23 protein-coding genes are annotated in these 26,366 nt (G+C 37.1%); 9 read left to right on the top strand and 14 right to left on the bottom strand.

What is annotated here, in order from left to right; all coding sequences use genetic code 11:
- Nucleotides 1-13: 13 nt before the first annotated feature.
- The 3 genes from ACN1CD_RS21800 to proS form a co-directional block, all read right to left on the bottom strand.
- Nucleotides 14-832 carry a TIGR02757 family protein gene (locus tag ACN1CD_RS21800; RefSeq protein ID WP_419132533.1) on the bottom strand — a complete coding sequence of 273 codons (819 nt, stop codon included), beginning with the start codon at nt 830-832 and terminating at the stop codon, nt 14-16.
- A gap of 185 nt (nt 833-1,017) precedes the next feature.
- Nucleotides 1,018-2,157 (bottom strand): cystathionine gamma-synthase, encoded by a 1,140-nt coding sequence (locus tag ACN1CD_RS21795; protein ID WP_419132532.1) that lies wholly within the window; start codon nt 2,155-2,157, stop codon nt 1,018-1,020.
- 208 nt (nt 2,158-2,365) lie between these two features.
- On the bottom strand, nt 2,366-3,838 hold the full coding sequence (gene proS / locus ACN1CD_RS21790) for a proline--tRNA ligase (protein WP_419132531.1): 1,473 nt from the start codon (nt 3,836-3,838) through the stop codon (nt 2,366-2,368).
- Between the two features lie 186 nt (nt 3,839-4,024).
- Here proS and ACN1CD_RS21785 point away from each other — a divergent pair, with 186 nt between their 5' ends.
- Complete coding sequence (locus ACN1CD_RS21785) at nt 4,025-5,026, top strand: hypothetical protein (protein ID WP_419132530.1); 1,002 nt, start codon at nt 4,025-4,027, stop codon at nt 5,024-5,026.
- Nucleotides 5,027-5,046: 20 nt separating this feature from the next.
- A complete protein-coding gene (locus ACN1CD_RS21780) occupies nt 5,047-6,570 on the top strand; it encodes an OmpP1/FadL family transporter (RefSeq protein WP_419132529.1) in 1,524 nt (507 codons plus the stop codon).
- 52 nt (nt 6,571-6,622) lie between these two features.
- Here the strand turns inward: ACN1CD_RS21780 and ACN1CD_RS21775 are convergent, their stop codons facing one another.
- From ACN1CD_RS21775 to ACN1CD_RS21765, 3 genes are all read right to left on the bottom strand, one after another.
- Nucleotides 6,623-9,040: a hypothetical protein gene (locus ACN1CD_RS21775; protein WP_419132528.1), complete on the bottom strand. Its 2,418-nt coding sequence runs from the start codon at nt 9,038-9,040 to the stop codon at nt 6,623-6,625.
- Nucleotides 9,041-9,086: 46 nt separating this feature from the next.
- On the bottom strand, nt 9,087-10,922 hold the full coding sequence (locus tag ACN1CD_RS21770) for a UbiD family decarboxylase (protein ID WP_419132527.1): 1,836 nt from the start codon (nt 10,920-10,922) through the stop codon (nt 9,087-9,089).
- A gap of 104 nt (nt 10,923-11,026) precedes the next feature.
- A complete protein-coding gene (locus ACN1CD_RS21765) occupies nt 11,027-11,506 on the bottom strand; it encodes a Dps family protein (protein ID WP_419132526.1) in 480 nt (159 codons plus the stop codon).
- A gap of 283 nt (nt 11,507-11,789) precedes the next feature.
- Between ACN1CD_RS21765 and ACN1CD_RS21760 the strand changes: the two genes are divergently transcribed.
- Nucleotides 11,790-13,325, top strand: a complete 1,536-nt coding sequence (locus ACN1CD_RS21760; protein ID WP_419132525.1) for a LysM peptidoglycan-binding domain-containing protein — start codon at nt 11,790-11,792, stop codon at nt 13,323-13,325.
- Nucleotides 13,322-13,972, top strand: a complete 651-nt coding sequence (locus ACN1CD_RS21755) for a uridine kinase family protein (protein ID WP_419132524.1) — start codon at nt 13,322-13,324, stop codon at nt 13,970-13,972. The genes ACN1CD_RS21760 and ACN1CD_RS21755 overlap by 4 nt, the downstream gene beginning before the upstream one ends.
- A gap of 51 nt (nt 13,973-14,023) precedes the next feature.
- Here ACN1CD_RS21755 and ACN1CD_RS21750 read toward each other — a convergent pair whose 3' ends face one another.
- The 4 genes from ACN1CD_RS21750 to ACN1CD_RS21735 form a co-directional block, all read right to left on the bottom strand.
- A complete protein-coding gene (locus tag ACN1CD_RS21750; protein ID WP_419132523.1) occupies nt 14,024-14,686 on the bottom strand; it encodes a CoA transferase subunit B in 663 nt (220 codons plus the stop codon).
- Between the two features lie 91 nt (nt 14,687-14,777).
- On the bottom strand, nt 14,778-15,479 hold the full coding sequence (locus tag ACN1CD_RS21745; RefSeq protein WP_419132522.1) for a CoA transferase subunit A: 702 nt from the start codon (nt 15,477-15,479) through the stop codon (nt 14,778-14,780).
- A gap of 499 nt (nt 15,480-15,978) precedes the next feature.
- Nucleotides 15,979-18,357 (bottom strand): endonuclease MutS2, encoded by a 2,379-nt coding sequence (locus tag ACN1CD_RS21740; RefSeq protein ID WP_419132521.1) that lies wholly within the window; start codon nt 18,355-18,357, stop codon nt 15,979-15,981.
- A 1-nt stretch (nt 18,358) separates the two neighbouring features.
- The gene (locus tag ACN1CD_RS21735) at nt 18,359-18,910 is read right to left on the bottom strand and encodes a DUF4296 domain-containing protein (protein WP_419132520.1); all 552 of its coding nucleotides are present in this window, start codon (nt 18,908-18,910) and stop codon (nt 18,359-18,361) included.
- 70 nt (nt 18,911-18,980) lie between these two features.
- Between ACN1CD_RS21735 and ACN1CD_RS21730 the strand changes: the two genes are divergently transcribed.
- From ACN1CD_RS21730 to ACN1CD_RS21715, 4 genes are all read left to right on the top strand, one after another.
- A complete protein-coding gene (locus ACN1CD_RS21730; RefSeq protein WP_419132519.1) occupies nt 18,981-19,682 on the top strand; it encodes a YggS family pyridoxal phosphate-dependent enzyme in 702 nt (233 codons plus the stop codon).
- The gene (locus ACN1CD_RS21725) at nt 19,682-20,149 is read left to right on the top strand and encodes an N-acetyltransferase family protein (RefSeq protein ID WP_419132518.1); all 468 of its coding nucleotides are present in this window, start codon (nt 19,682-19,684) and stop codon (nt 20,147-20,149) included. The genes ACN1CD_RS21730 and ACN1CD_RS21725 overlap by 1 nt, the downstream gene beginning before the upstream one ends.
- 1 nt (nt 20,150) lies before the next feature.
- The gene (locus tag ACN1CD_RS21720; protein WP_419132517.1) at nt 20,151-21,413 is read left to right on the top strand and encodes an aspartate kinase; all 1,263 of its coding nucleotides are present in this window, start codon (nt 20,151-20,153) and stop codon (nt 21,411-21,413) included.
- A gap of 109 nt (nt 21,414-21,522) precedes the next feature.
- Nucleotides 21,523-22,707: a THUMP-like domain-containing protein gene (locus ACN1CD_RS21715; RefSeq protein WP_419132516.1), complete on the top strand. Its 1,185-nt coding sequence runs from the start codon at nt 21,523-21,525 to the stop codon at nt 22,705-22,707.
- A 103-nt stretch (nt 22,708-22,810) separates the two neighbouring features.
- On the opposite strand, the gene ACN1CD_RS21710 is transcribed toward ACN1CD_RS21715, so the two are convergent.
- The 4 genes from ACN1CD_RS21710 to ACN1CD_RS21695 form a co-directional block, all read right to left on the bottom strand.
- On the bottom strand, nt 22,811-23,011 hold the full coding sequence (locus ACN1CD_RS21710) for a cold-shock protein (RefSeq protein WP_419132515.1): 201 nt from the start codon (nt 23,009-23,011) through the stop codon (nt 22,811-22,813).
- A 194-nt stretch (nt 23,012-23,205) separates the two neighbouring features.
- Entirely contained in the window at nt 23,206-23,841 is a 636-nt protein-coding gene (locus ACN1CD_RS21705; RefSeq protein WP_419132514.1) for a peroxiredoxin, read from the bottom strand.
- A 159-nt stretch (nt 23,842-24,000) separates the two neighbouring features.
- Complete coding sequence (locus ACN1CD_RS21700) at nt 24,001-25,098, bottom strand: S1C family serine protease (RefSeq protein WP_419132513.1); 1,098 nt, start codon at nt 25,096-25,098, stop codon at nt 24,001-24,003.
- Between the two features lie 8 nt (nt 25,099-25,106).
- The gene (locus ACN1CD_RS21695; protein WP_320463222.1) at nt 25,107-25,673 is read right to left on the bottom strand and encodes a sigma-70 family RNA polymerase sigma factor; all 567 of its coding nucleotides are present in this window, start codon (nt 25,671-25,673) and stop codon (nt 25,107-25,109) included.
- A 202-nt stretch (nt 25,674-25,875) separates the two neighbouring features.
- Between ACN1CD_RS21695 and ACN1CD_RS21690 the strand changes: the two genes are divergently transcribed.
- On the top strand, nt 25,876-26,097 hold the full coding sequence (locus ACN1CD_RS21690) for a hypothetical protein (protein ID WP_419132512.1): 222 nt from the start codon (nt 25,876-25,878) through the stop codon (nt 26,095-26,097).
- The last annotated feature ends 269 nt before the right edge of the window (nt 26,098-26,366 follow it).

Here is a 26,366-nt window from a genome sequence, read left to right as displayed (position 1 = left end):
AGGGTTACTGATTTTAAAGAATTTTTTCTACTCCCAATCCGAATAATGCAAAATCATATTTAACCGGATCATTGGCATCGAATTGTTTTAAATGTTGTGTCAGTTCCACGGCAGTAAGCCAATCAGTTTGTTTTCTATTGATTAATCCCAGCAAACGCCCTACCCTATCCACATGAACATCGCAGGGGCAAATTAAATCAGCTGGCTGAAGCGTGTTCCAGATACCGAAATCTACACCTTGATTGTCTTTTCTCACCATCCACCTCAAAAACATATTTAAACGTTTGCAGGTAGACTTTTGTGTTGGCGATGAAATGTGTTTCTTCGTACGATGCGGAAAATCTTCCAGGGAGAAGAAATAAGACCTGAAATAATTTAAAGAATCTTCAATAGAAATACCTGCGGATAGAGTATCTACAAATGCATTTGATAGGATTCCATCAGACAAAAGGGATTGCTTAGGCACAAAGGCTTGCTCTAAACTATCAAACCGCTGATAATGAGACTTAAAAAAAGACACAAAATACAGTAAATCAGTATCATTAAACGTTCTGTGTTTAAAGTTTAATAATCCTTTCAAATCATCATCACTGTGATGGATCATAAACTCGTAAGGCGAATTACCCATCCGCCCAAGCAATTCCTTGCACTTATTAATAATGGTTTTTCGCTGTCCCCAGGCTAAAATTGCAGCAAAGAAGCCTGCTATTTCAATGTCTTGTTTTCTGGTGAAAAGATGCGGGATGCAAACCGGATCATTCGAAATAAAATCAGGTTGATTATACTGCGCTACTTTTTGATCGAGAAAATTTTTGAGTTCTAAAAATTGCATCAGCTTTGAGTATAAACAATAACGCAGGAAAATATTTGCCTGGAGAGAAGAATAAAAAGCAAATTCACTTAAGCGCTATCATTTAATTGAAGTCCTCCATCTTATTGAAATAGAAGATCAAGGCATCCGGTTAAAAATTTTAGGAAAGGGGAATCGGGCAAATGAAATCATCTGCCCGAAATATTTTATGCCAGCGCATTTCCAAGATCTTCCAAGAGATCTTCGATATCTTCTACTCCAACGCTTAAGCGAAGTAGATTATCCGTTACACCAACCTTTTCACGCTCTTCTTTCGGGATAGAGCCGTGAGTCATGGTAGCCGGGTGGTTAATTAAAGATTCTACACCACCCAGAGATTCTGCCAGTGTAAACACCTTAAAGTTAGAGGATATTCTGAATGTTTCCTGTAAATCTGCCCCTTTAAGCGTGATGGAAATCATCCCCCCAAAACCGCGCATTTGTTTCTTAGCAATATCGTGATTAGGGTGATCTTCAAAACCTGGCCAGTAAATTTTATCAACCTTCGGATGGTTTTTAAGGAAATGTGCTATTCGCTCACCATTTTCACAATGCGCTTTCATGCGCAGGTGAAGTGTTTTAATTCCTCTCAAAACCAGAAAGGAATCTTGCGGACCAGGCGTTGCGCCACAAGCATTATAGATGAACCAAAGATCTTTGTACAATTGCTCATCGCTTGTAACCAAAGCACCCATTACCACATCAGAGTGACCACCAATGTATTTAGTTACCGAATGCATCACGATATCGGCACCTAAATCAATAGGATTTTGTAAGTAAGGTGATGCGAAAGTATTGTCTACTGTTAAAATCAGATTTTTTTCTTTGGTGATTTTTGCGACACCTTCAATATCGATGATCTGCATCGTTGGATTAGTTGGTGTTTCTATCCAAACCAGTTTTGTTTTAGCGTTGATATATGGCAACATATTTTCTGGCTTTGATAGATCCAGAAAGTGGAATTTAATCCCATATTTAGAGAAAACTTTGGTAAAAATCCGATATGAACCACCATATAAATCGTTACCTGTAATTACTTCATCCCCAGGAGATAGTAATTTTAAAACCGCATCGGTAGCGCCCATCCCGCTAGAGAAAGCCAGACCATACTTTGCATTTTCCAATGCCGCGAGACAATCTTCCAGTGCTTTACGTGTAGGGTTTGTACCCCTGGAGTATTCATATCCTTTATTATCTCCCGGCGATTTTTGCCAGTAGGTAGAGGTTTGATATATTGGCGTCATTACTGCGCCGGTTGTTGGATCAGGCTCCTGGCCTGCATGTATTGCTTTTGTTCCGAACTTCATTTCTTAAATAGATATGAGATGATTAATTTAAGATCATAAGTTTTAAATGCTTATGATCTCATTTATTTTAAATAATATAGAAGAAGAAGACTCTCTACTCCAAGCTCCTTTGATACACCAGAAGAGACTCCGAACTCACAACTCCAAACCCTCTTCTAACACACCAGAAAGAGACTCTCGACTCCGAACTCACAACTCCAAACTCCCTTTAATACGCTCTCGCGAACAATACCCTTTGGATTGATGGCTTGCCTGAATAAATACAAACGCCATCTTCGAGTTTATTGTCTAAAGGAATACAGCGAATGGTTGCTTTAGTTTCTTCTTTAATTTTTTGTTCTGTTTCTGAGGTTCCATCCCAATGGGCAGAAATAAAACCTGCTTTAGAATCCAGTAAGTCTTTAAATTCCTGATAAGAATTAGCTTCTGTGATGTGTGCATCTCTATAAGCCAATGCTTTATTGAACATATTGGTTTGAATATCTTCCAATAATTTAACAATGTAGATATCCAGCCCTTCCTGAGGAATAGTTTTTTTCTCCTTAGTATCTCTTCTGGCAATTTCCACTGTTTTATTTTCCAGGTCTCTGCCACCAATTGCAATACGGATTGGTACACCTTTCAACTCATAATCGGCAAATTTGAATCCCGGACGTTGTGTGTCGCGGTTATCATATTTCACAGAAACGCCCATCCCTTTCAAACGCATGGTTAGTTCATTTACATATGCTGTAATTTTGCCTAAATCTTCATCGCCTTTATAAATGGGTACAATCACTACCTGGATTGGCGCTAGTTTTGGTGGAATAATCAAGCCCGAATCATCACTATGTGCCATAATTAATGCACCCATTAAACGAGTAGATACTCCCCATGATGATGCCCAAACGTAATCAAGCTTGCCATCTCTACCAGTAAACTTTACATCAAATGCTTTTGCAAAATTCTGCCCTAAAAAGTGTGAAGTTCCAGCTTGCAAAGCCTTACCATCCTGCATAAGCGCCTCAATACAATAGGTATCTAAGGCACCTGCAAATCTTTCATTTGGTGATTTTCTACCCCTGATTACAGGCAAAGCCAACCAGTTTTCTGCAAAATCGGCGTAAATATGTAACATACGTTCTGTTTCTTCAATTGCCTCCTGCGCGGTAGCGTGAGCTGTATGCCCTTCTTGCCATAAAAATTCTGCGGTACGCAAGAACAAACGGGTTCTCATTTCCCAGCGTACTACGTTGGCCCATTGATTGATTAAGATTGGAAGATCGCGGTAAGACTGAATCCAACCTTTATAAGTATTCCAAATGATAGTTTCAGATGTTGGACGAACGATTAATTCTTCTTCCAATTTGGCGGTTTCATCAACAACAATGTTGCCATTACCATCATTCTTTAATCGATAGTGTGTCACAACTGCACATTCTGTGGCAAAACCCTCAACGTGAGATGCTTCCTTAGAAAAAAATGACTTAGGAATGAACAAAGGAAAGTAAGCATTACTGTGACCCGTATCTTTAAACATTTTATCGAGTACTGCCTGCATATTTTCCCAAATTGCATAGCCATTGGGCTTAATAACCATACATCCCCTAACTGCCGAATGTTCGGCAAGGTCGGCCTTTAATACGATATCATTATACCATTGGGAATAATCTGCTTCTCTACTTGTTATTTCTTTGCTCATCTTATGTATTTGGAACGTAATTTGTGTGTTAAATAATGTGAAATTAGATCACAAATTTATAAATTTATGCCTACAAAACGATTATCAGTAGCTGGCATTTACAATATCTTAGTAATTGACCTAAATAAAGCTACCGAAGGTCGTTAGATTAGTTAGCAATAACACACACAACTAAATATAAGCACAATGAAACCAATTAAAATTTTTCCCATTGTTATGATTGCCGCCGCAGGACTGGTGGCATCATGCTCAACATCGAAATTGGCAACAACTAGCCAAAATGATGATGTTTATAATTCTGTGGCAAAAGCCAGAGAAGTGGAGATAGCTCCTCAACAACAATACGCACAGAATCAAAACCAGGATCAAGGTCAGGATCAGGATGGTTACGATGAATATTATGGAACCAGTAATCCTTATTATGACATGGATTATTCTTCCAGAATCAATCGCTTTTCTAACGGCACCAGCTGGCGTGGATATTATGACCCCTACTACGATAACTTTTCTTATGGCAATTCTTACGGCGCTACCAATTATTTAGGTTATGGTGGTTTAGGCTGGAGTTCTGGTTATGGCTTAGGTGGCTGGGGCGGAGGCTTTGGTCTGGGATTTGGTTATGGTAGCATTTGGAATAATCCTTTTTACTATGGCAACATGGGCTTTGGATGGAACAATTTCGGCTGGAATAACTGGGGACCATACTCTTATTACGATCGCTTCGGTTGGGGCGGCGGCGGTTTCGGCGGAGGCTGGGGTTATGGCGGTGGATTCTACGGTGGTGGAGTTTATACAGGAAACAACAACTATAGAGCAAGACCAGGAAACACATTAAATAGCAGAGGTTATGGCAATAATAACGGAAGCACAAACACTGGCAGACCAACAAGATCTGGTGTAGCGCCACAAAATGGAAATAACAGACAGGGTTATTCGCCTAATTATAATGCAGGCAGACCATCAAGAAGCCAGGTTAATGGAGATGGAAGACAATCTGGCGGATATTCAAGACCAGATGTAAATTCTAGCAGACCAGGTAGAAATGAGAACTATGCACCTCAACCACAAAGACAAGAAACCAGACCAACTTATTCTGCACCTCCGGCAAGTAGAGGCAGCAGCGGTGGTGGTTCTTATGGTGGCGGAGGCGGTGGTGGCTCAAGACCTACCAGATCAGGAAGAGGATAATTTAGCAACAAACACAACAAATGAAAAGATATATTTTAGCAACTATAGTGGCTACAGTAGCTTCTATAGGCACATTGCATGCCCAAAGTTATGCTCCCGATGCATTTCGTTTTTCTCAAACCAACTATGGCAGTAGCGCCCGTTTCAAAGGAATGGGTGGCGCCCAGATTGGCGTAGGTGGCGACATCAGTTCAATCAGTGCTAACCCTGCTGGTTTAGGATTATTTACCAAATCAGAATTTAGTATTACACCTGAATTTAATTCAGTTGATAACAATAGTTCTTTTTTAGGAACGAATACAAAGGCAAGTAAAAGCCAAATCAACTTAAATAATTTAGGCGTTGTTTTTTATAGTCCGGCCGCTAAAATGAAAGGTTCGGATGTAAATAAAGGCTTAGTAAGTACCGTTTTCGGAGTGAGTTATACAAGAAATAACGATTTCTTAAATAACATTGATTACGGAGGAGTAAATAATAACAATTCTATTAGGAATGCTTACGTAGATCAGGCAAATGATATTGGTATTGATAGAACAATTGCTGGCGATGCTTACAACAGCACTTTGATTAATTATGGTGCGCCTGGATTTACCAATAGCTATTCTGCAGCTCCTTTCGGAAACAATAACTTTAATCAAAAATGGGTTGAAAACAGATCTGGTTCTACTTCAGAATTTAACATAGCTGGTGCTTTAAATTTCTCTAACAAATTATATTTAGGTGCTACTGCTAGTTTTGTAAATGTTAGATATGTTAGCGATGCCATTTTTACAGAATCCGGAATTACGAACTGGTTTAATGAAAATCAAAATAGTTTTACTGGAAATGAAAACTATAATTTAACTCATCTTAGGAATCAGGAAACAAAGGGTGGCGGATTTAATCTTAAGTTGGGGATGATTTACAGACCAGTCAGTGAATTAAGAATTGGTTTGAATTTTCAAACACCAACATGGATGAATCTTGAAGATAATACAGCTGAAACGCTGCAAGCCAATTTAGCTGGAAACAGTAATAACGGTGCTGATACATTTAATAATGCACCTCAATATTATACTTTTACTTATAACTTACGTACACCATTAAAAGCATCTGCAGGTTTAAGTTATGTAATTGGTGGAATGGCTTTAATTTCTGCTGACGTAGATTACATTGATTATTCTACAATTCGCTTTTCTGCAGATAATGGTTCAAATATAAATGATATAGCTGTAAACAATCTAGATGTGAAAGATAGATACAAAGAAGCAGTAAATTATAGAGTCGGTGCAGAGGTTAAAGTTAGCCCTGAAATTAGCTTAAGGGGTGGATACGGATTAAATGGTAATGGTATTAAAGGTGGTGATAAATCATTTTATCAAGGTCAGTATTATACCGGAGGTATTGGTTATCGTGTAGATAATTACTATTTTGATGTAGCTTATCAGAACTATAAAACTAATTTTAATTCATCACCATATGAGCTTTACGATTTCTCAGAGCCTGTTGCTGATGTAAAAAGCAATAGAAACAATGTTTTCTTAACTTTTGGAGTTAGATTCTAATTTAAAAATATTCGATAAAAAGAGCCTTTGATTTAAACATCTAAGGCTCTTTTTATTTTGTAGAAACATTAATTTCCTTTTCGCCATAAGCCACGCCATCTGAAGTGATGCCTTGCACAATGATCTTAAATTTCCCGGTAAGATCTCCCGTATTAAAAACAAGCTTAGTATTTCCCGTCTTGTTAAGCACTACCTGATAATTCCAATATACGGTTGCGAAACTAATCGGTTCGCTCTTATTGGAAACATCAGACATATAAAAATCTTTAGCCAAACTAATACCTTTCAGAATTCGTAAATTCGGCTTATCTTCATGATCGGTACAACCAGCATAAATAATTGTGCCTCCGCCAGATCGCGTGTAGCTTTTTCCCTTAAGCGGTTTTCTATTATCTGAATCTCCGGCATGATTTGCGCAATTGAAAATATTATACCTGCACACATAATCGCCACATCCGTTCGGTCCACGATCAGCGAAATTAATAAGATTGTCTTTTTTAGTTTTAATCACTACATCTTTTAACTTAATGCCGTTAGTAATATTTATAGATTGATTTAAATCATACAATTGTGCTGTTTGATTTACCAAAGGAGTGATTTTCTGATTTATTACTTCATTTTTAATCTCCTTCAAAGGATCATTTAGAAAAACCTCATAATCAGCATATCTCTTATCGCCAATGCTTAGCCAAACTCTACCACGGTCTTCGGAAAGTAAATCAGCAGCGGTCAGATTAAACTTCCCTGAACTATCGGTATTAATCACATTAATATTTGAGCCAGCGAAAGTATTCAATGCCAGCGGTGCCTTCAGTTGCTTCTTATTTTTTAATATTTCGCCTCTATATTCCAATGAGACAAGTTTTTGCTTTACCTTTGGCAAGGTTTCTGTCGGCCATTGGTATCTCCTCCATCCTTTCACCATCAACACCTCATTCAAATAATTTATATCACTATACTTCAGATTGAATTGATGAGGTGGCAAATCAGTAAGGAGTTGCTGAAAAAAATAAAAATCGGTTATGTTTTGATTGTTATCAATTGATAATCGATTGGCCTGGACGCAACTCACAGAAACCATTGCGGGCAGGAGTTTATCTTGTCCGCCAATAGCACTAAGATCTACCTCAACCGAATCTCTCGTGGTATAGTTTTCTTTATCTGTAGTTATTGAAATGCGGTTGATGTTGTTATAATGTGCAAAAAAGATCCGTTCTGCAATGGGTTTATATTCTTCATTTAATACCGTAAGTGCATATAAGCCGATCGGAATAGAATCCAGTTTGAACCGCATATTTTGCGGACGATTTGCCTGCAGATCAAAACTGGATTGCAATAAAATGTTTGAAAAATCATGAACTACAACATGAACATGCTGCTGATCATTACTTTCTATCTGCGCCTTTAACTCATGATTTGAAATTGCAGAGCCGAGTCTAAGCGCCACACCATCTTTTAAAATAGTAGGCAGGGCATATTGATGAACCCCATCTTCCGCTCCAATTATTCGAGCATGATAACGTTTAATGCGGTTTGGTTGAAAGACGAAACTCCCAATACCCTGCGAATTAGTATAAATAGTATCCAGAACTTTTTCATCTTCATATAAAACAGCTTTACCCTGAACTGCATTTCCATCCTCAGCTTTGAGCTCAAAGCCCACTTTATTTGTCAGTCCATCTACTAAATATCCACTTTCTGGGTAAAAACTTAGCTGATACTTTTTTTCATCTTTAACTGGCAAGTTAAAATTTACATGCTTTATGTGATTATCCTTTTTAATAGAGATTTTAAGCAAATTATTTTTCTTCGTGATTTGTTCAGTGGGATAATTTATCATCAGCTCGCCAATCACACTGCTCTTTGCTTTACCCGTTTTGATGGTTTGGTCAGCACTGCCGATCTGATAATTGATCTCGGCGTTTACTACAAAGCGATTATTCCCGGATAAAATTTGCAATAACACTGTTCCATTTTTCGTTTGCTCATCAAAAGTTTTAAAAATAGAAACGTTGGCAATTAAAGAATTAATCGTAGTTGATTTTATAGTAATCGGTTGTGTAAACTTTCCATCAAACTGATCATTAATTTTCATATTTGTATGGGCAACGAACCGATATCTGCCACTTGGAAGCGAATCAGGCAACACTAAACTTCCGAAACAAATACCATGCTCGATTAAGAACTTTTCCTGCAAAACGATGGAAGTGTCTGCGTTATTAACTAATGATAGATAAAGGGTATGATATCGCTCAGATTCCGCTACAGTATTAAGCAAATAGCCTGTAAACCAAACCTGATCATTATTGGTGTAGATATTTTTATCAAAATGAATAAACAGACTAGACTGATCTGTGTTTAGACCGTATTGTTTTAAATTGTTAGCTACGCTATCCAGCTTAAGATTTTGTGCCTGCACAAAACTACTTAAGAAAAGTAAGCAACAACTGGTGATGAATTTTAAAGGCATAATGAGCAATATGCCTAAAATTCGAGATTTTATTTCATTTATTCAATTAAATCACATCATGAAGTATCTTTCCCGGTTTCCCCAGTTCATCTATTTTTTGCTCAACCTTACTGTCTTTAATCAGTTCTGGTGCATGATGCGGTTTTTTCCGGGCATCTATAATCAGCGAACCTTTGCATCCCCAGTGCTTATTAATGGTAAAATCATTAATACCATAAATATCAGCTGCCGGATTGCTTCTTGTAAAAGTTACCCAAACCAGGTTATCAATATTTGCTGCCGTAAATTCAGCATCATCAGCAATAACGATTAATGGCAAACCTTTTAAATCCTGATCAATTAGGGAGATATTTAAAGCGGCAATTTCTGCAGCAGTTTTTTCTGCACTTACATACTTATCGCATTCTAAAACCAGCACGCCTGGAGTTGCAATCTGAAATGCATAGCAACCATTGCCCGGTTTAAGATCAGCAGGGATTTTATGCCAAAGTTCCCGTTTTTTATCTCCTGCTGCTGCTAAAACCACTTTTGAGCCGCTGTTTAAACCATCCCCACTATAATCTAAAGTATCTATTGTAGTATTGGTGTAGAAATGCACATCGCGGGTTAAATCGATTCGCTCTAAAATATGAGTCAAAAATTCTTTAATATGATGCGTACTTAACTTTTCATCGTCTTCACGTGCAGTGATGAAAACATATTTGGCAAGACTAAGCTGATTTTTACCTAAAATATGATTGGCAATCGTCAAAATTTCCTGTGGTCTTCTCTCTTTTAAATAAGGTGTGTATCGCTCGCTGCCAATGGCGAAAAGTAGCGGATGAACGCCAGCTGCGTCAACAGCATGAACTTCTTTCAAACCATGAATTTCTTGCGGAATAGCAGAACCCGTAATTTCATGAATCAATGCGCCGAAACTCGTATCTTCCTGGGGTGGACGGCCAACTACCGTAAATGACCAGATGGCATCTTTCTTATGATAAACGTTATGCACTTTCATCAAAGGAAAGGGGTGCGTTAAACTATAATAGCCTAAATGATCTCCAAACGGACCTTCTGGTTTATTTTCATTCGGGTAAACTGTTCCGGTAATAATAAAATCAGCATCTGCTGAAATACAAAAACCTTCATCGTCGTAGAAATAGCGAAATCTGCGATCGCCTAACGCACCTGCAAAAGTCATTTCTGATAAACCTTCAGGCAATGGCATTACCGCCGCCAAAGGATGCGAAGGTGGGCCACCGACAAAGATGCTTACTTTTAACGGCTGTCCGAGTTTATTAGCCTTCGACTGGTGAACGCCAATTCCCCTGTGAATCTGATAATGTAAACCTATTTCTTTATCCTTTATATAATCATTACCAGCCAACTGAATCCGGTACATGCCAAGGTTTGCATTCAGGATTCCCGGCTTCTCAACATCTTCTGTATATACCTGCGGCATCGTTACAAAAGGACCTCCATCCATTGGCCAGTTCACAATTTGTGGTAATGCACTGATGCTTGTTTTCAAGAATTTACTTTTGGCAGATGGCGTTTTCATCGGCAAAGCGGATAAGGCAGACATTGCCGAACCGGCATATTTAAATGGATTTTTGAGTGCTTTCATTGGATCATTCCGCAAGGAAACCAATTGCTGTACTTTTAGTAAAGTATCTCTAAAAATAAATTTAGAGCGCTCCAACGTGCCAAATAAATTCGAAACTGCCGGGAATGGACTTCCTTTAACTTTTTCGAACAGTATTGCCGGCCCTTGATTTTCGTAAATCCGTAGGTGAATAGCAGCCATTTCCAGGTGAGGATCAACTTCCTCTTTTATCCTGATTAAATGACCATTTTTTTCAAGATCTAATACACATTCTGCTAAACTTTTGTACGCCATGCTCAAAGATAAATATTTAGTATTTCCGAAAAACAAAAAAGCCTTAGGTAAAAAGATTTTACAAAAAATCCATTTAACTAAGGCTCAGACATTATTTATTAATATTATTTTTTTCCAGCAAAAGAGCGTAACATCCAGGTGTTTTTCTCTTTAAATTGCATAAAACGGTTCACCATATCGTTTGATCCATCGTCTCCAGCTGAATCGGTTGCTTCTAAAAGTTCTCTTTCGATTTCTATTAATTTCGCCATATCATCAAGAATGGCATCAACCATATCAAGATCTTTCATACCGATGGTATCAATCTCTTTAATTTGCGATTCCTTAATGTAATCTGCAAAACGGCTATGTGGTGGTTTCCCTAATGTAAGCACACGCTCGGCAATTTCATCAATTGTTAACTGTGCATTGGTATATAATTCTTCGAATTTTACATGAAGTGTAAAGAAGTTTTGTCCTTTGATATTCCAATGGCATCCCCTCAGTTTCTGGTAATGAATATGATAATTAGCCAAATAATCATTTAAAAGATCAACCACTGGTTTAACCTCTTTTTCGTTTAAGCTTATTTCTTTAGCGTCCATTTTCTACAGTATTTATTGTTGTTTTGATGTGTACCTAACAAACAAGTTTTATAAAAGTTTTAATCTAAACCCCCATTCATGCAATACCTTATTTATTAGTTCGTTTATTAATCAATAGTATAGCAATTAACGCCTTTGCAAGTAATTGTGAATGAATTATATAGATTTAAAAACAGTATTAAGTTAATATCCTTATACTTAATACTGTCTTCAGAAACTGAATATGGTTAATAATATTATTCGTATAATTGCTTGATTTGACTTAGAAATTTATACAAAATAAATGCATAAAATATATTTATCTGCTGTTGTTCTATTTGCCTTGAATATTGCAAATGCGAAAGCCAACACAGCAAGAGACTCTATCGGCGTAGAAAATAATAATGGCAAAAAACTCATCGTTCATCAAATTGTAGCAAAAGACACCTATTATTCCATCGGAAGAAGATATAATGTTTCTCCAAAGGATATCATGGTCTTTAATGAAAATAAATATTTGCAGATCGGTGTAATTATCAAAGTTCCTACCAATCTTCCCTGGGGATCAAATAGCAGTACCAGTCCTGTTACAGCAGCTTCTTCTGATGGCGGTATTATAGAATATACTGTTAAAGCAAAAGACAACCTGAATGCTATTGCAGAAAAATACGGTACAACAGTAAATGAAATTAAGAGATTAAATAACCTTAAAGGAAATAATCTAAGCATCGGCCAGGTACTTAAAATTTCAGCAAAAAATGGTACAGTAACTGATACTCCCGTAGCACCTGTGCAAACTGCCAAAGTAGAAACTCTTGCTGTTGTACAACCAACTACGCCAGTTTCCACAGATCAAACGATGATCGAACACACCGTGGCCGCACGAGAATTTTTAGGAAAAATTGCTGAGAAATACGGCACAAGCGTAGAGGAAGTTAAAAAGGCTAATAACCTATCCGGGAATAACCTTCGCATCGGACAAAAACTAAAAATTCCGGCTACTAAAAACGTAGATGAAAATAAAGTAGTGAGTGTTTCAGAACCAATTACCACAACAACAGATACCCCGCAATCTCCTGACGCTACCGGCACACATACGGTGTTAAGAAACGAAACGATTTTTACCATTGCCAAACAATATGGTGTTACGGCTTACCAGTTGCGGAAATTAAATAACTTACCAGATAATGCCATCACCATTGGCCAGGTATTGAAAGTTCCGGGAGGTATCATTACCGACGTGCAGGTACCAAAAGAAAAACAGGCTGAGCAAACGGCAAAACAAGCTCCGGCTACATCAAAAGAGGAAAGCTTTATTCACACAGTAGCAGATGGCGAAACTATTTTTACCATTGCTAAAAAATACAACATCACAGCTTACCAAATCAGATCGGCAAATAAAATGGATGAAAACACCATTAAAACTGATCAGAAGTTAATTATTCCAAGACCACCTCAGCCAAGATCTGTAAATGACTTGTCTAAAGAAGAGCAGGAAAATGAACCAGATAGCACGATGGTTAAAGACCCAAAACTTCGTCGTGATCCGAGCGTGTATGGCTTAAGTCAGATTGAAGAAAAAGGTACTGCAATATGGATTGCTGATGCTGATTTAGATGGTACAAAAATGTTAGTTTTACACCGCAGCGCACCCGTTGGTCGTGTAATCAAATTAACGAATCCAATGACAAACCGCACTACCTTCGCCAAGGTTGTTGGTAAATTTACAGAGAACGAATCGACAAAAGATGTTATCATTGTAATGACTAAAGCTGTTGCCGATTCATTAGGTGCTTTAGACAAGCGATTTTTATGTAATTTAACCTATAGTGCTCAATGAGTTTAAACAAAAAACCCTTTGTGATTGGTATTGCCGGCGGTAGCGGATCTGGTAAAACTTTTTTTTTAAACTGCTTTCTTCACCATTTTAAACAAGACGAAGTAACACTGGTTTCTCAGGATGATTATTACATTCCTGCCGGAGACATGAGTCAGGAAGAAAATAAACTTTATAATTTTGATCTTCCATCTACAATAGATAGTCAGCAATTTTTGAAAGACATTAAACAATTGCTAGATGGTGAAGTGGTTTATAAAAAGGAATATAGTTTTAATAACCCATTGGCTGTGGTCAAAATCCTGGAGATTAAATCAGCACCTATCATTATTGTTGAAGGGCTCTTTATTCTACATTTTAAAGAAATTTCAGAGTTATTAGATCATACCATTTTTGTAGATGCTGATGAACAGGTAGCCCTGGACAGGCGTGTAAAACGGGACGGTTTAGAACGCGGTTATCCTGAAGATGATGTAATTTACAAATGGCACAATCATGTGGTACCTGCCTATAAGGAATATCTTCTACCCTACAGAGAAAGTTGCAATAAAGTGGTAATGAACAATACCAATGAACCAGATGAACTGATTGCCATAACGGAAGACATTTCAAATGATCTCCGAAACAATATTTTGGTAAACATATATTAAACGAGAAAAGGATAGCTTCTGTTATCCTTTTCTCGTTTAGAAGAAATTAACTTAATCAAAGTTCATTTCTGGAATTTCGCCTTCTATAATTAATTTACCAGCAGTAGCCTGTTGAATAAATTCAATACTCACTCCTGGCGCACGTTCCAGCAGCTGAAATCCACCTTCGGGTAAAACAGCCAGTACCGCCAGCTCAGTAACAATCTTCTTAATACACTTTACGCCTGTTAACGGCAGGGTACATTTACTTAATAATTTGCTTTCGCCAGCTTTGTTAATATGTTGCATGGCTACGATGATATTTTTTGCAGACGCAACTAAATCCATTGCACCACCCATGCCTTTAACCATTTTACCTGGAATCTTCCAGTTAGCGATATGGCCATTCTCTGAAACCTCCATCGCACCTAAAATAGTCAGGTCGACTTTTTGTGCCCTGATCATGCCAAAGCTCATGGCTGAATCGAAGATTGACGAGCCTGGCAAAGTGGTAATGGTTTGTTTTCCGGCGTTAATTAAATCGGCATCTTCTTCCCCTTCAAAAGGAAAAGGCCCCATGCCGAGCAACCCATTTTCAGATTGTAGCACAACATTAATGTTTTCAGGAATATAATTAGCCACCAGCGTTGGGATGCCGATTCCAAGATTTACATAGTAACCGTCTTTTATTTCTTTCGCGATGCGTTTCGCTATTTCTTCTTTTGATAGTGACATAAAGTAATTTTGAATGAGAGAGAAAATGAATGAATGAGGGATTGATTGAATGAATGAATAATTGAATGATTGAATGCTACTTACAGAGGACTTAAGATTTCACACGAACCGTTCGCTGCTCAATTCTTTTTTCATAATCTTTTCCCTGAAAGATGCGATGGACATAAATTCCCGGCGTATGAATATGATCTGGATCTAATTCTCCAACAGCAACCAATTCCTCTACTTCAGCAATAGTGATTTTTCCGGCCATTGCCATTACCGGATTAAAGTTCCTGCTTGTCGATCGGAATACCAAATTACCTGTAGCATCGCCTTTCCATGCTTTTACAATCGCGAAATCCGCATCGAATGCATATTCCAGCAAATAATCTTTCCCATCAAAATTTCTAATTTCTTTACCTTCGGCTACTTCGGTTCCTACACCAGCTGGTGTAAAAATAGCGGGCATGCCATATCCTGCAGCCATACAACGGGTTGCAAGTGTTCCCTGAGGAATGAGATCAACTTCCAGTTCTCCACTCAACAATTGCCTCTCAAATTCAGCATTTTCGCCAACATAAGAGGAAATCATTTTCTTAACCTGACGTTGCTTCAATAGCAAACCAATACCAAAATCATCTACACCAGCATTATTAGAAATGCAGGTTAGATTTTTGATTTGTTTTTCCACTAAAGCATTGATACAATTTTCTGGAATACCACAAAGACCGAAACCGCCGAGCATAATGGTAGCGCCATCTGAAATATCTTTGATCGCCTCTTCAGCGCCTGATACCACTTTATTTATCATTTTATGAATTTTTGGTTAGTTTGCTAATTTAGTAAATGCCTTGTGATTTTAAACAAACATTTGCTTTTAAATCTTTTTAGAATAATATTAAATTGGAATTAATCTAAACAACACTTACCTTTGCAGAGCAATGATTTACGAGAGAGACGAAGACAAAATACTAATTATCCCTACCGATCCTGAATTTCAAAAAGGAATGGGATTTATCTTCAGCTGCACTGCTGAACACAAAAAATGTTGTGAAAAATATAAAAAAGGAAAGCGCTGTAAGAAATGTCCTGGAGATAAGAAGTAATAGATTTTTTTATATAGTTGTTTCATATCAACAGTTTTCCGTTTTGAATAGCATCTTCAGTTAACGTTTTTCGTCTTACGTTTGTTTTCATTTCCCATTCACCATTTCCCATCTTCCCTTAAACGTTTCTCATTTTACGTCTTCAATTTCCCGTTTTCCATTTCCCCTCTTCCATCTTACATCTTACATTTACCGTTTCCCTCTTTAATTCAGGTACACATACGTAATTCCGTCTCCGCCTCTATCCGCATGTTCGTCTTCCATCCTATTTACCTGACTATATTTGCGAAGATATTCTCTGATCATCTTTCTTAAAATACCATCGCCTTTGCCATGAATCAGTTTGATAGATGGGAAGCCCAGCATAATCGCCTTATCCAGATATTTTTCTACTTCAAATAATGCATCTTCTGTACGTTTTCCCCTTAGGTCTAACTCCGCCCGGAAACCAGAAACAGCATCATTCATTCGCCCTGCGAATGAACTTCCAATGCTTTGCACTACTTTCTTTGCTTCTTTATTACTGATCCGTTCTACACGATTCTTTTTAACTGTAGAACGTAAATCGCCAATGGCTAAAATCAATTCATTGCGGTTAATTTCCAGCACAATTCCAGTGGTTTCACTGTCGGTAAACTTTACCCAGTCACCAATGGCGATCTCACCACCCACCACCACCGGGGCAGGTTTTGGTCGCTCTTTTGGTACCGTATTTTTAATAAGTTCTTGCTGTAAATTCTGACGAAGCTCTTTTGTAATGGCCTTATCAGCTTGTTTTTCCTTAATTTCAGCAATGGTATTTTCGACCAGCTTATTGGCATTTTTAATGATGTTTTGTGCCTCCTGCTTTGCTTCCTTTATTAAAATCCGTCGGTTTTCATCCAAAAATTCCCTGAGTTTTTCATTCTCAGCGATTAAATTTTTAGCCTTGTTCTGTTGATTGGCCAGACTTACCTTTGCATCGTAAACGTTCTTTTTATCCCGTTCCAAATCAACCAGCATGGTATCTACCCGGTTCTGGTTTGAACCCGTCTTTTCTCTGGCCAACTGGATAACTTCTTTCGGTAGTCCAATATTCTGTGCAATTTCGAAAGCATAAGAACTTCCGGGTTTACCCATTTCCAGAATGTAAAGCGGCTTCATCTTTGCATTATCGAAAAGCATCGATGCGTTTTCAAGGCCAGGCGTATTGCCAGCAAAAAGTTTGAGGTTAGAATAGTGGGTGGTAATTACCCCGCGAACTTTCTTATTATTCAAGACTTCGAGAACAGCTTCTGCCATTGGTCCGCCGAATTGAGGATCGGTACCCGTACCAAATTCATCAATCAAAACCATTGTTTTTGGCGAGGCATGTTCCACAAAATAACGCATCTTTTTCAAGTGCGCACTGTAAGTACTAAGATCACTTTCAATGGATTGATCATCACCAATATCAGCAAAGATATTTTCAAAAATCCCCACTTCACTGTTGGCATCAACCGGAATTAGTAATCCTGTTTGCAGCATAATTTGCAGTAAACCAACCGTTTTCATACAAACAGATTTACCACCTGCATTTGGTCCGGAAACTAAAACCACACGCGTTTCGGCATCAATATGAATATTGAGTGGCGTAACGGTTTTCTTTTCTGTTGCAAAAGAAAGTGCCAGCAACGGATGCCTCGCATTGATCAGTTTCGTTTTCGGTTCTTTAAGTAAACCTGGCATTTCTGCTTCGATATCTAAAGCAAACAAAGCCTTTGCACGTACGAAATCCAGCTTGGTTAGGAAACCGTGATAGGAAAGCAATAAAGGAGAATAAGGGCGTAAATCATCAGTAAGTGCTACTAAAATTTTAATGATTTCTCTTCGTTTATCGAATTCTAAATCCCGAAGCTTATTGTTGAGTGTAAAAACCTCTTCTGGTTCTATGTAAACGGTTTGGCCTGTAGCAGATTCATCGTGAACGAAACCTTTCAGTTTACGCTTATTTTCTGCCAATACCGGAATACACATCCTGCCATCGCGAATGGTTAAGCTTCCATCTGCCACCCAGTTATTGGCAATGGCTTGTTTGTAAATCGAATCCATCCGCTTCCGCACATCCTGCTCAGCACGTGAAATCGAAGAAGTAATTTCCTGTAGTTCTTTCGAAGCATTTGGCTTTATTTTTCCTTTCTGATCAATTACCGTTTCTATTTTCCTGAGAATATTTTTTTCAATCGGTAGATGCTCAAAAAGGGCTTCCAGCGTTGGGTAAACTTCCGCCCGCTCTTCAAAAAACCGCAAAACAGAAAAAACAGTTTGCAGGGAAGTGTAAACCTGAAACCATTCATCTTCCTGAAGATAAGTGCCTTCTACCCTGATTTTATCAACCAGAGATTTAATATCAAAAAAGGTATTGATTTGTAATGGCTCCTGATTTTGCAGGATACTTTTAAATTCGTTGGTTTGACGTAAAAATTTATCGATCTGATCAAAACGATTCATCACTTGCATCTTTTGCACCATTGCCTGCCCCATCGGACTTAAACAATGCTTGCTAATGAGTTGCCTTATCTCTACAAAACCTAAACGTTCTAAACAATTTTCGGGATATAACATATTATTGTACTGCAACTGATAACGGTTTCAAATCACCATTTTTTCTGGTATTTAAAATCGAATCAGCCTGTGCTTTTTTCTTTTTAATTTGTGCATCGGCTTTAACCTTAGATGACGAATCGGTTTTCATCTTTTTTCTAATGGATAAAGAATCTGCTTTGAATTTTTTAACAATCTTAAGCGAATCGGTTTTAAATTTCTTTTTTAACAACAACGAATCAGCGTGTTTAATGTTGGCCTTTTGCTTATCTAAACGAGTCGAAATCACTTTATACATTTCCTGTAATTTTTCAGGATTTTGATAATAATAATTTAGGCTCCGGGTGTATTCCGCAGAATCGGTATCAAACTTTTTATAAATACCTTTGTAGTAAGCTGAAGCAACTTTCCTGGCAGAATCCGGAACATAAATGGTAGAGATATAGCCATCTGCCACATGAATATCAAATAAAATTCCTCCCATTCTTGCGGTATCAATGATGCCATCTGGTGTTTTAGACTTGCAGCTAAAAGCCAGAACAACCACCACTAAACCCCACATTAATCTTTTCATGCTCAATTAAAATATTATTTTTTGCCCAAATTGCGGCAAGGTTGTTAATTTTACCCAAAAATAGTTATAAATGAGCATAGCTGATAATCTTAAACAATATAAAAACGAAGTTGAGGCTGATGGCGTAAAACTGATCGCCGTTTCAAAAACACAATCTGCCGATACAATACTGGAAGCTTACAACGCTGGTCAGCGTATTTTTGGCGAAAACATGGTGCAGGAGATGGTGGAGAAACAGGCGCAACTACCTACTGATATCGAGTGGCACTTAATAGGCCATTTACAAAGCAATAAAGCGAAATATATTGCCCCATTCGTCAGCATGATTCATGGCGTTGATAGCCTGAAACTACTTCAGGAAATTAACAAACAGGCAGTAAAAAATAAAAGGGTTATAGACTGTCTATTACAAATCTACATCGCCGACGAAGAAACCAAATTTGGTTTGGCTCACGATGAAGCCATTGAGTTACTTCGCTCAAGCGAATTTGCCGAACTGAAAAACATTCGGATTGTTGGTTTAATGGGAATTGCAACGAATACTAAAAACGAAAAGCAAATCACCATTGAATTTAATGAATTGAAAATATTTTTTGATGGCATTAAAGCAAGCTTTTTCCCGAAAGAAGAATCTTTCAAAGAGATTTCGACAGGCATGAGTGCCGATTACAAAATCGCAATAGAAGAAGGTAGTACCATGGTGCGCATTGGAAGTAGTATTTTTGGAAAACGTACCATCAAACATTTTAAAAACACGTCAGAAAATCTTTAATGAATTTAAATATAAGAACTGCAAAAGCCATAGATTGTCCGAGGATTCTCGAGCTAATTAATGAACTGGCTATCTACGAACGTGCGCAGCAGGAAATTACGGTAACCCTGGATCACTTTATTGAAGCTGGATTCGGGGAAAACCCTGTTTGGAAAGCTTTCGTAGCAGAGGTTGATGGAAAAATTATAGGCTTCGCCTTATATTATATCCGTTACTCTACCTGGAAAGGCTCGCGGATATATTTAGAAGATTTTTTCGTTTCTGAAGCATTTAGAGGGCAGGGAATTGGTAAAATGCTCTTCGAAAAGGTTATTGAAGAGACTAAAAACGGCAATTTTAATGGAATGGTTTGGCAAGTGCTGGACTGGAACGAACCCGCAATTAACTTTTACAATAAATACAATGCATATTTGGAAAGCGGCTGGTTAAATGCTGCACTTTCTACAGATCAGGTTAAGGCATTTTAATATGGATATTTTTAAGTTTGGAGGTGCCTCTGTAAAGGATGCGGCTGGTGTAAAAAACCTTTGCAATATTGTACGCGATTATCAAAACGGCAAATTGCTGGTGGTGGTTTCTGCCATGGGAAAAATAACGAATAAGCTGGAAGAATTAACACATGCTTATTTAAATGGCAGTGATGAAACCCATGCCATTTTCGATGAAATAAAGCATTTCCATTTTCACATCATTGAGGAACTTTTTCAAGGTAAATCCAATTCAGTTTATGATGATGTGGCTAATACTTTTGTAGAGATCGATTGGTTGATTGAGGATGAGCCTGATAATGATGCCGATTATATCTACGATCAGATTGTATCTATTGGTGAAGTAGTTTCCACTAAAATTGTGGCCGCCTGGTTAAATGAAAGCGGGAATAAAGCATTGTGGGCCGATGCCAGAAATTTTATTCAGACAGATAATACGTATCGCGAAGGAAAAGTAGATTGGGCTAAAACAAATCAAATCATTCAACGCGATTTAGTGCCTCTGCTTAATGATCAAATTATAGTCACCCAAGGTTTTATTGGCGGTACGAGCGAAAATTACACTACCACGTTGGGTAGAGAAGGCTCAGACTATTCTGCTGCTATATTTGCCTCTTGCCTGGATGCTGTAGCATTAACCATTTGGAAGGATGTTCCAGGTGTACTCAATGCCGATCCCAAATGGTTTGATGAAACCGAAAAAATTGCCCAGCTTTCCTATCATGATGCCATTGAACTGACTTATTATGGAGCGACTGTGATTCATCCAAAAACGATAAAACCTTTACAAAATAAAGGAATTCCGTTATTCGTACGCTCATTTATTCAGCCAGAGGGCGTTGGAACAGCCATTACAAAAGATAATAATCCGCTTCCCATTCCATCTTTTATATTCAAGGTTAACCAGGCGCTGATTTCCATCTTCCCTAAAGATTACTCATTTATTATTGAAGAGAACCTCAGCAATATTTTCGAACTTTTCCATAAACATAAGATCAAAATCAACACCATGTTAAACTCGGCCATCAGCTTTTCGGTAAGCGTTGATGATCAGCCGGAAAGGATTGAGCGATTGATCAAAGACCTTTCTACGGAGTTTAATGTGAAATACAATAAAAACCTCGAGTTAGTAACCATTAGATACTATAATCAAAGCACGATTGATCGGGTAACGGTTAATAAAGATATTTTACTCGAAGTAAAGAGTCGCCATACCTGCCAGATGGTGATGAAGAATAGATAGTCAGAAGTCCACAGTCCGAAGTCGGAAGACAAATGCCCATCTTGATACCTGATACTTAATACTAGATACCGAATACTCGCTACCTAATACTTGATATTACCCCAAAAAAATGAACAATAAACTTTTAGCCAAATCTGTCCAAGATTACATCAACGCAAATTTAAACGCAGATGTAAATCAGATTGCTTTAGCTAAAAGTAAATTCGAAGGGATAACATCTGCGGAATTAGCCGGACAATTACTGAGTAAGAAAAAATCGGAAAAGAAACTGCTTACGTGGTTTCAAACCCCTGGCATTTATTATCCGCCTGCATTATCCATCGAACAAACATCATCAGAAATTACAGCGCAGTATAAATCAAAATTGGCAGTTGGTGATAAATTAATTGATCTGACAGGGGGCTTTGGCATTGATGCTTATTATTTTTCTAAGCAGGTTACTGCGGTAACCCACTGTGAAATTAATCCCGAACTTTCTCAAATAGCGGCATATAATGCCGAAATCCTTGATGCTACTCATATCCAATTTGAAGCCGTTGATGGTATGGAATTTATCAACAATACCATTCAGCAGTACGACACTATTTATGTAGACCCTGCACGGAGAGCCGATAAGGGCAAAGTATTCATGTTGAAAGACTGCACGCCAAATGTTACTGCTAATCTGGATTTATTATTGCAAAAATCTAAAAGGATTATCATCAAAACTGCTCCCCTATTGGATATAACGGCAGGCTTAAATGAATTAAAATGCGTGAGTGAAATCCACATTGTAAGCGTAAAAAATGAATGTAAAGAACTAATCTGGATTATTGACAAAGACTTTTCTGGTGAGCCTAAAATCATAGCGGTATCGTTGAATGAAACAGAAAAAGCATTTGGCTTTGAAAAATCTGAAAGCAATGTACAAGTAGCATTCCTTAATGATCTCTCAGGCTTAAAATATTTATATGAACCAGACGCTGCATTGTTAAAATCGGGTGCCTTTAATTTGATTGCAATCCGATATCAATTGGTAAAGTTGCATCCGCAAACACAACTTTATGCAAGCAACACGATTAACAGTGATTTCCCAGGAAGAATTTTCGAACTTAAAGAACAATTAACCGCTACTGACTTAAAGAAAGTAAATGGTTTAATAGGAAATGTTTTGGTAAGGAATTATCCGGCAAAACCGGAAGATTTGGTCAAAAAGTATAAAATTAAACCTGATCATGATCAATTCTTTATCTTCACAAAAGTGGCCAACGGCGAAAATATTATTATTAAGGCATCAATTATTCAACACTATTGATCACAACCATAATGATTTATCATGGATCGGCTCTTTTATAGAATTGATTGTAAACGAAAAGAGCCTTTCAATGAGAAGGGCTCTTTCTATCTAGCAATTGTGCTTAGCTAACTTTTTTTACATTTATTGCCTGTAACCCTTTTTTACCATCGGCTACTTCAAATTCTACACTGTCTCCTTCTTGTATACCATCAATTCCGCCTAAAACATCTTTAAAATGAACAAATAAATCGGTATTATCCTCTTGCAATATAAATCCAAAACCTTTTTGAGTATTAAACCACTTAACTTTTCCTGTTGCCATAAAAAAAAAAAATAACAATAAATAAATAATTCTTTAGATCTTGTCCTTTATTTTCTCAAAACAATTAAAAAATTAATTACTTATTAAGCGTCAATCTTCGAACAAAACTATCAAATATAATAAATACAGATACAACATGACCGAAACGATCCTTTGTTAACGATAATGTTGCGTATTTATAAAAAAATACGTACTTATTTGTTCGGTTGTGGTGTAGTACGCAGATATGGCTTGATCACTTTGTGTCCTTTTGGAAATTTATCAGGAATATCTTCCGTTTTAATACTATTAATTACAATCACATCTTCACCATCTTTCCAATCGGCCGGTGTGGCAACCGTATATTGAGCAGTGAGTTGTAAAGAATCAATTACCCTTAACACCTCATTAAAATTTCTTCCGGTAGATGCTGGATAAGTAATGGTTAGTTTTACTTTTTTATCAGGGCTAATGACAAAAAGCGATCTCACGGTCTGCGTTTCTGAAGCATTTGGATGAATCATATCATAAAGATTTGCAACCGTTTTATCAGCATCTGCAATTATTGGAAACTCAACCGATGTATTTTGAGTTTCATTGATATCCTTAATCCACCCTTTGTGAGATTCTGCTGAATCAACACTCAAAGCCAGTACCTTTACATTACGCTTTTCGAACTCACCTTTTAAAGCAGCGGTCCGGCCGAGTTCTGTAGTGCAAACTGGCGTATAATCTGCCGGGTGAGAAAATAAAACTCCCCAGCTATCTCCTAAATATTCATAAAAATCTATCTTTCCAATTGATGTTTCCGCTTGAAAATTTGGTGCGGTATCGCCTAATCTTATGCTCATAATAATATTGATTTTAAGTTGATTTAAACAAATCTAATCAATACTATAGTAAATACATAGATTTAATATTGCTTTTAGACATCAAAATTATAATTGCACAAAAAACCCCTGAAGAAGTTACGCAACAGGGGGATTCAAATATTAATTTGTTTGGGTTATTTAATTATAAACTTTGATCATGAACACATAATCCTGTAATTTCTCAATCTGTTTTGTACGTTTCAATCCAGACATTAAGCTTTTCTTCGTAGATGAAAGTTTGCTGGAACCTAATGAATCTTGAGGGATAGCACGCATGGCTTCGAGAATATACTTAGATTTAATGGCAAATGCGGCACCTTCTGTTTGATCCGGCTTTCCGCTGATAATTCCGACAAGATTACCATTAGCATCTAAAAGTGGTCCACCACTATTTCCCGGATTAACAGGAATAGAAACCTGGTATTGCGTAGTGTCTCCAATAAAACCATTTTTCGAACTTACATAGCCTTCACCTAAAACAGCATCATCTTTAGGATAACCTAAGGTATACACTATTTCGCCAATACTGCTGGTATTCTTCTTGATAGAATAAGGAATAGCAGATAAATGATTGAAATTTTTGTCACTTATTTTCAGGATTGCGATATCGTTCTGAGGATCAGTATAAATTGATTTTACTTTAAAAGATTCACCCTTGTTATTTTGAACATATAAAGAATCAGCACCATTAATTACATGCAAATTAGTAAGGATATAACCATTGGTAGAAATAGCAAAGCCGGTACCACCAAAACTATTTTGAACCGCAGGTTTACCCGGACTTGCATTGGTATTGTTTATCTTCCTGATTAAACTGTTCTGGGTTTTGATTGCTTTGTTTACCTGATTGCTCAACAATACAAGCTGTTCTTTTTGCTTGGTATTGTGCTGAATAGAATAAACGGAAACCAGCGATAGAACGAGGAATGACGCAGCAACGGCAATTACCGACTTATGTTCACGCCATAACTGCACCACACGTGAAGGATGAGGACCAAGCTTCGTAGCCAGACTATCTACATCTATTTCTGTATGAATGCTATTTAATTGTTCCTTAAGACGGATTTGCGCCGCAAACATTTCCATAGATTCCATAAAGAACTTATGGGAAACCACTTTATGATCTACAGCCGGATCATTGCGGCGTAGCTGTTCAAAAGCTTCGGTTTCTTGTGGATTAAGTTTACCTAACAGATAATCTTCAATAATTGCATCTAACTCCAAATCGTTTCTCATTTCAATTATTATGGTTGAAAAAATATTTTTTTTAACCGTTGCAGGCACTTATATTTCTGAGTTTTCGCATTATCAGTATTGGTGTACCCAAACTTTTCGCAAATATCCTGCATGGATAAACTATGTATATAAAAATCTTGAATAATGGTTTTACAGGGTTCGCCAAGATGATCCAGAGCCGACTGCATTTTTACAAATTGCAAATCTTTTTCTTCGTGTTCTTCTACATCTTCCTCAACAGCAAACACATCTTCATAATCGTTAATATTGCCTGTTTTTCTACTACTCTGACTTAATTTTTTCAACCAAATCCTCCGGCAAACCGAATAAATATATGTTTTAAGCTTACTGCTGAGCTCGAAGTTTCCCTCCTTAATTTTGTTATATAAAATAATAATTGCCTCCTGATACACATCTTTTGCATCATCTTCATCACCATTATTATTCAGGATAAATTGCAAAACCATCGCAAAATAAGCCTTATATAACTTGTTAAGTGTATCTTCAGAGTTATTTAGAATACCTAAAATAACCTCTCTATCCGTTGGAACTGAACTCTTTAAACTGTTATTCACTAGTTAATACATTTTTCGGTAAATAGTAACCCAATATTAGACAAAAAAAATTACAGCCACTAACAGAGTTTAATACCTCCGCTATACAAACGGTAACCCAAAAAGATTATTAAAAAATATTTTCACTTTTTCGAAAATTGTTGGGTTACCTTTCTACCTTTGCGGCATTAACAAGAAAATTAATTACTTAAAAAATTCAAAAATGAAAAATGCATTCAAATTAGGCTTTTTAGCTTTAGCTTTATCTTTATCAGTTGTTGCTTGTAACTCAGAAAAAAAAGCTGAAGGTGCTGACACAACTTTAACTGATTCTTCTACTATCGTTACTGACACTACTGGTGTTGATACTGTTGTTAAAGATTCTACAGTAAAAGATACAACTGTAAAAGCTACTACAACTACTACAGAAGAAGTTAAACACTAGTCTAACATTACTTATATAAAAAAGTCCTTAAGATCAACCTCTTAAGGACTTTTTTATTTTTTTTTAAATTTTATGGGTTACCTTTTTAATATCTACGTATTAAGGGTAAATTAATTAATTAATTACTAAAAAATATTCAAACATGAAAAATGCATTCAAATTAGGCTTTTTAGCTTTAGCTTTATCTTTATCAGTTGTTGCTTGTAACTCAGAAAAAAAAGCTGAAGGTGCTGACACAACTTTAACTGATTCTTCTACTATCGTTACTG

It is taken from the genome of Pedobacter sp. N23S346, from assembly GCF_048515415.1.
Taxonomy (GTDB): Bacteria; Bacteroidota; Bacteroidia; order Sphingobacteriales; family Sphingobacteriaceae; genus Pedobacter.
This window is presented reverse-complemented; position numbering and strand designations above follow the sequence as displayed.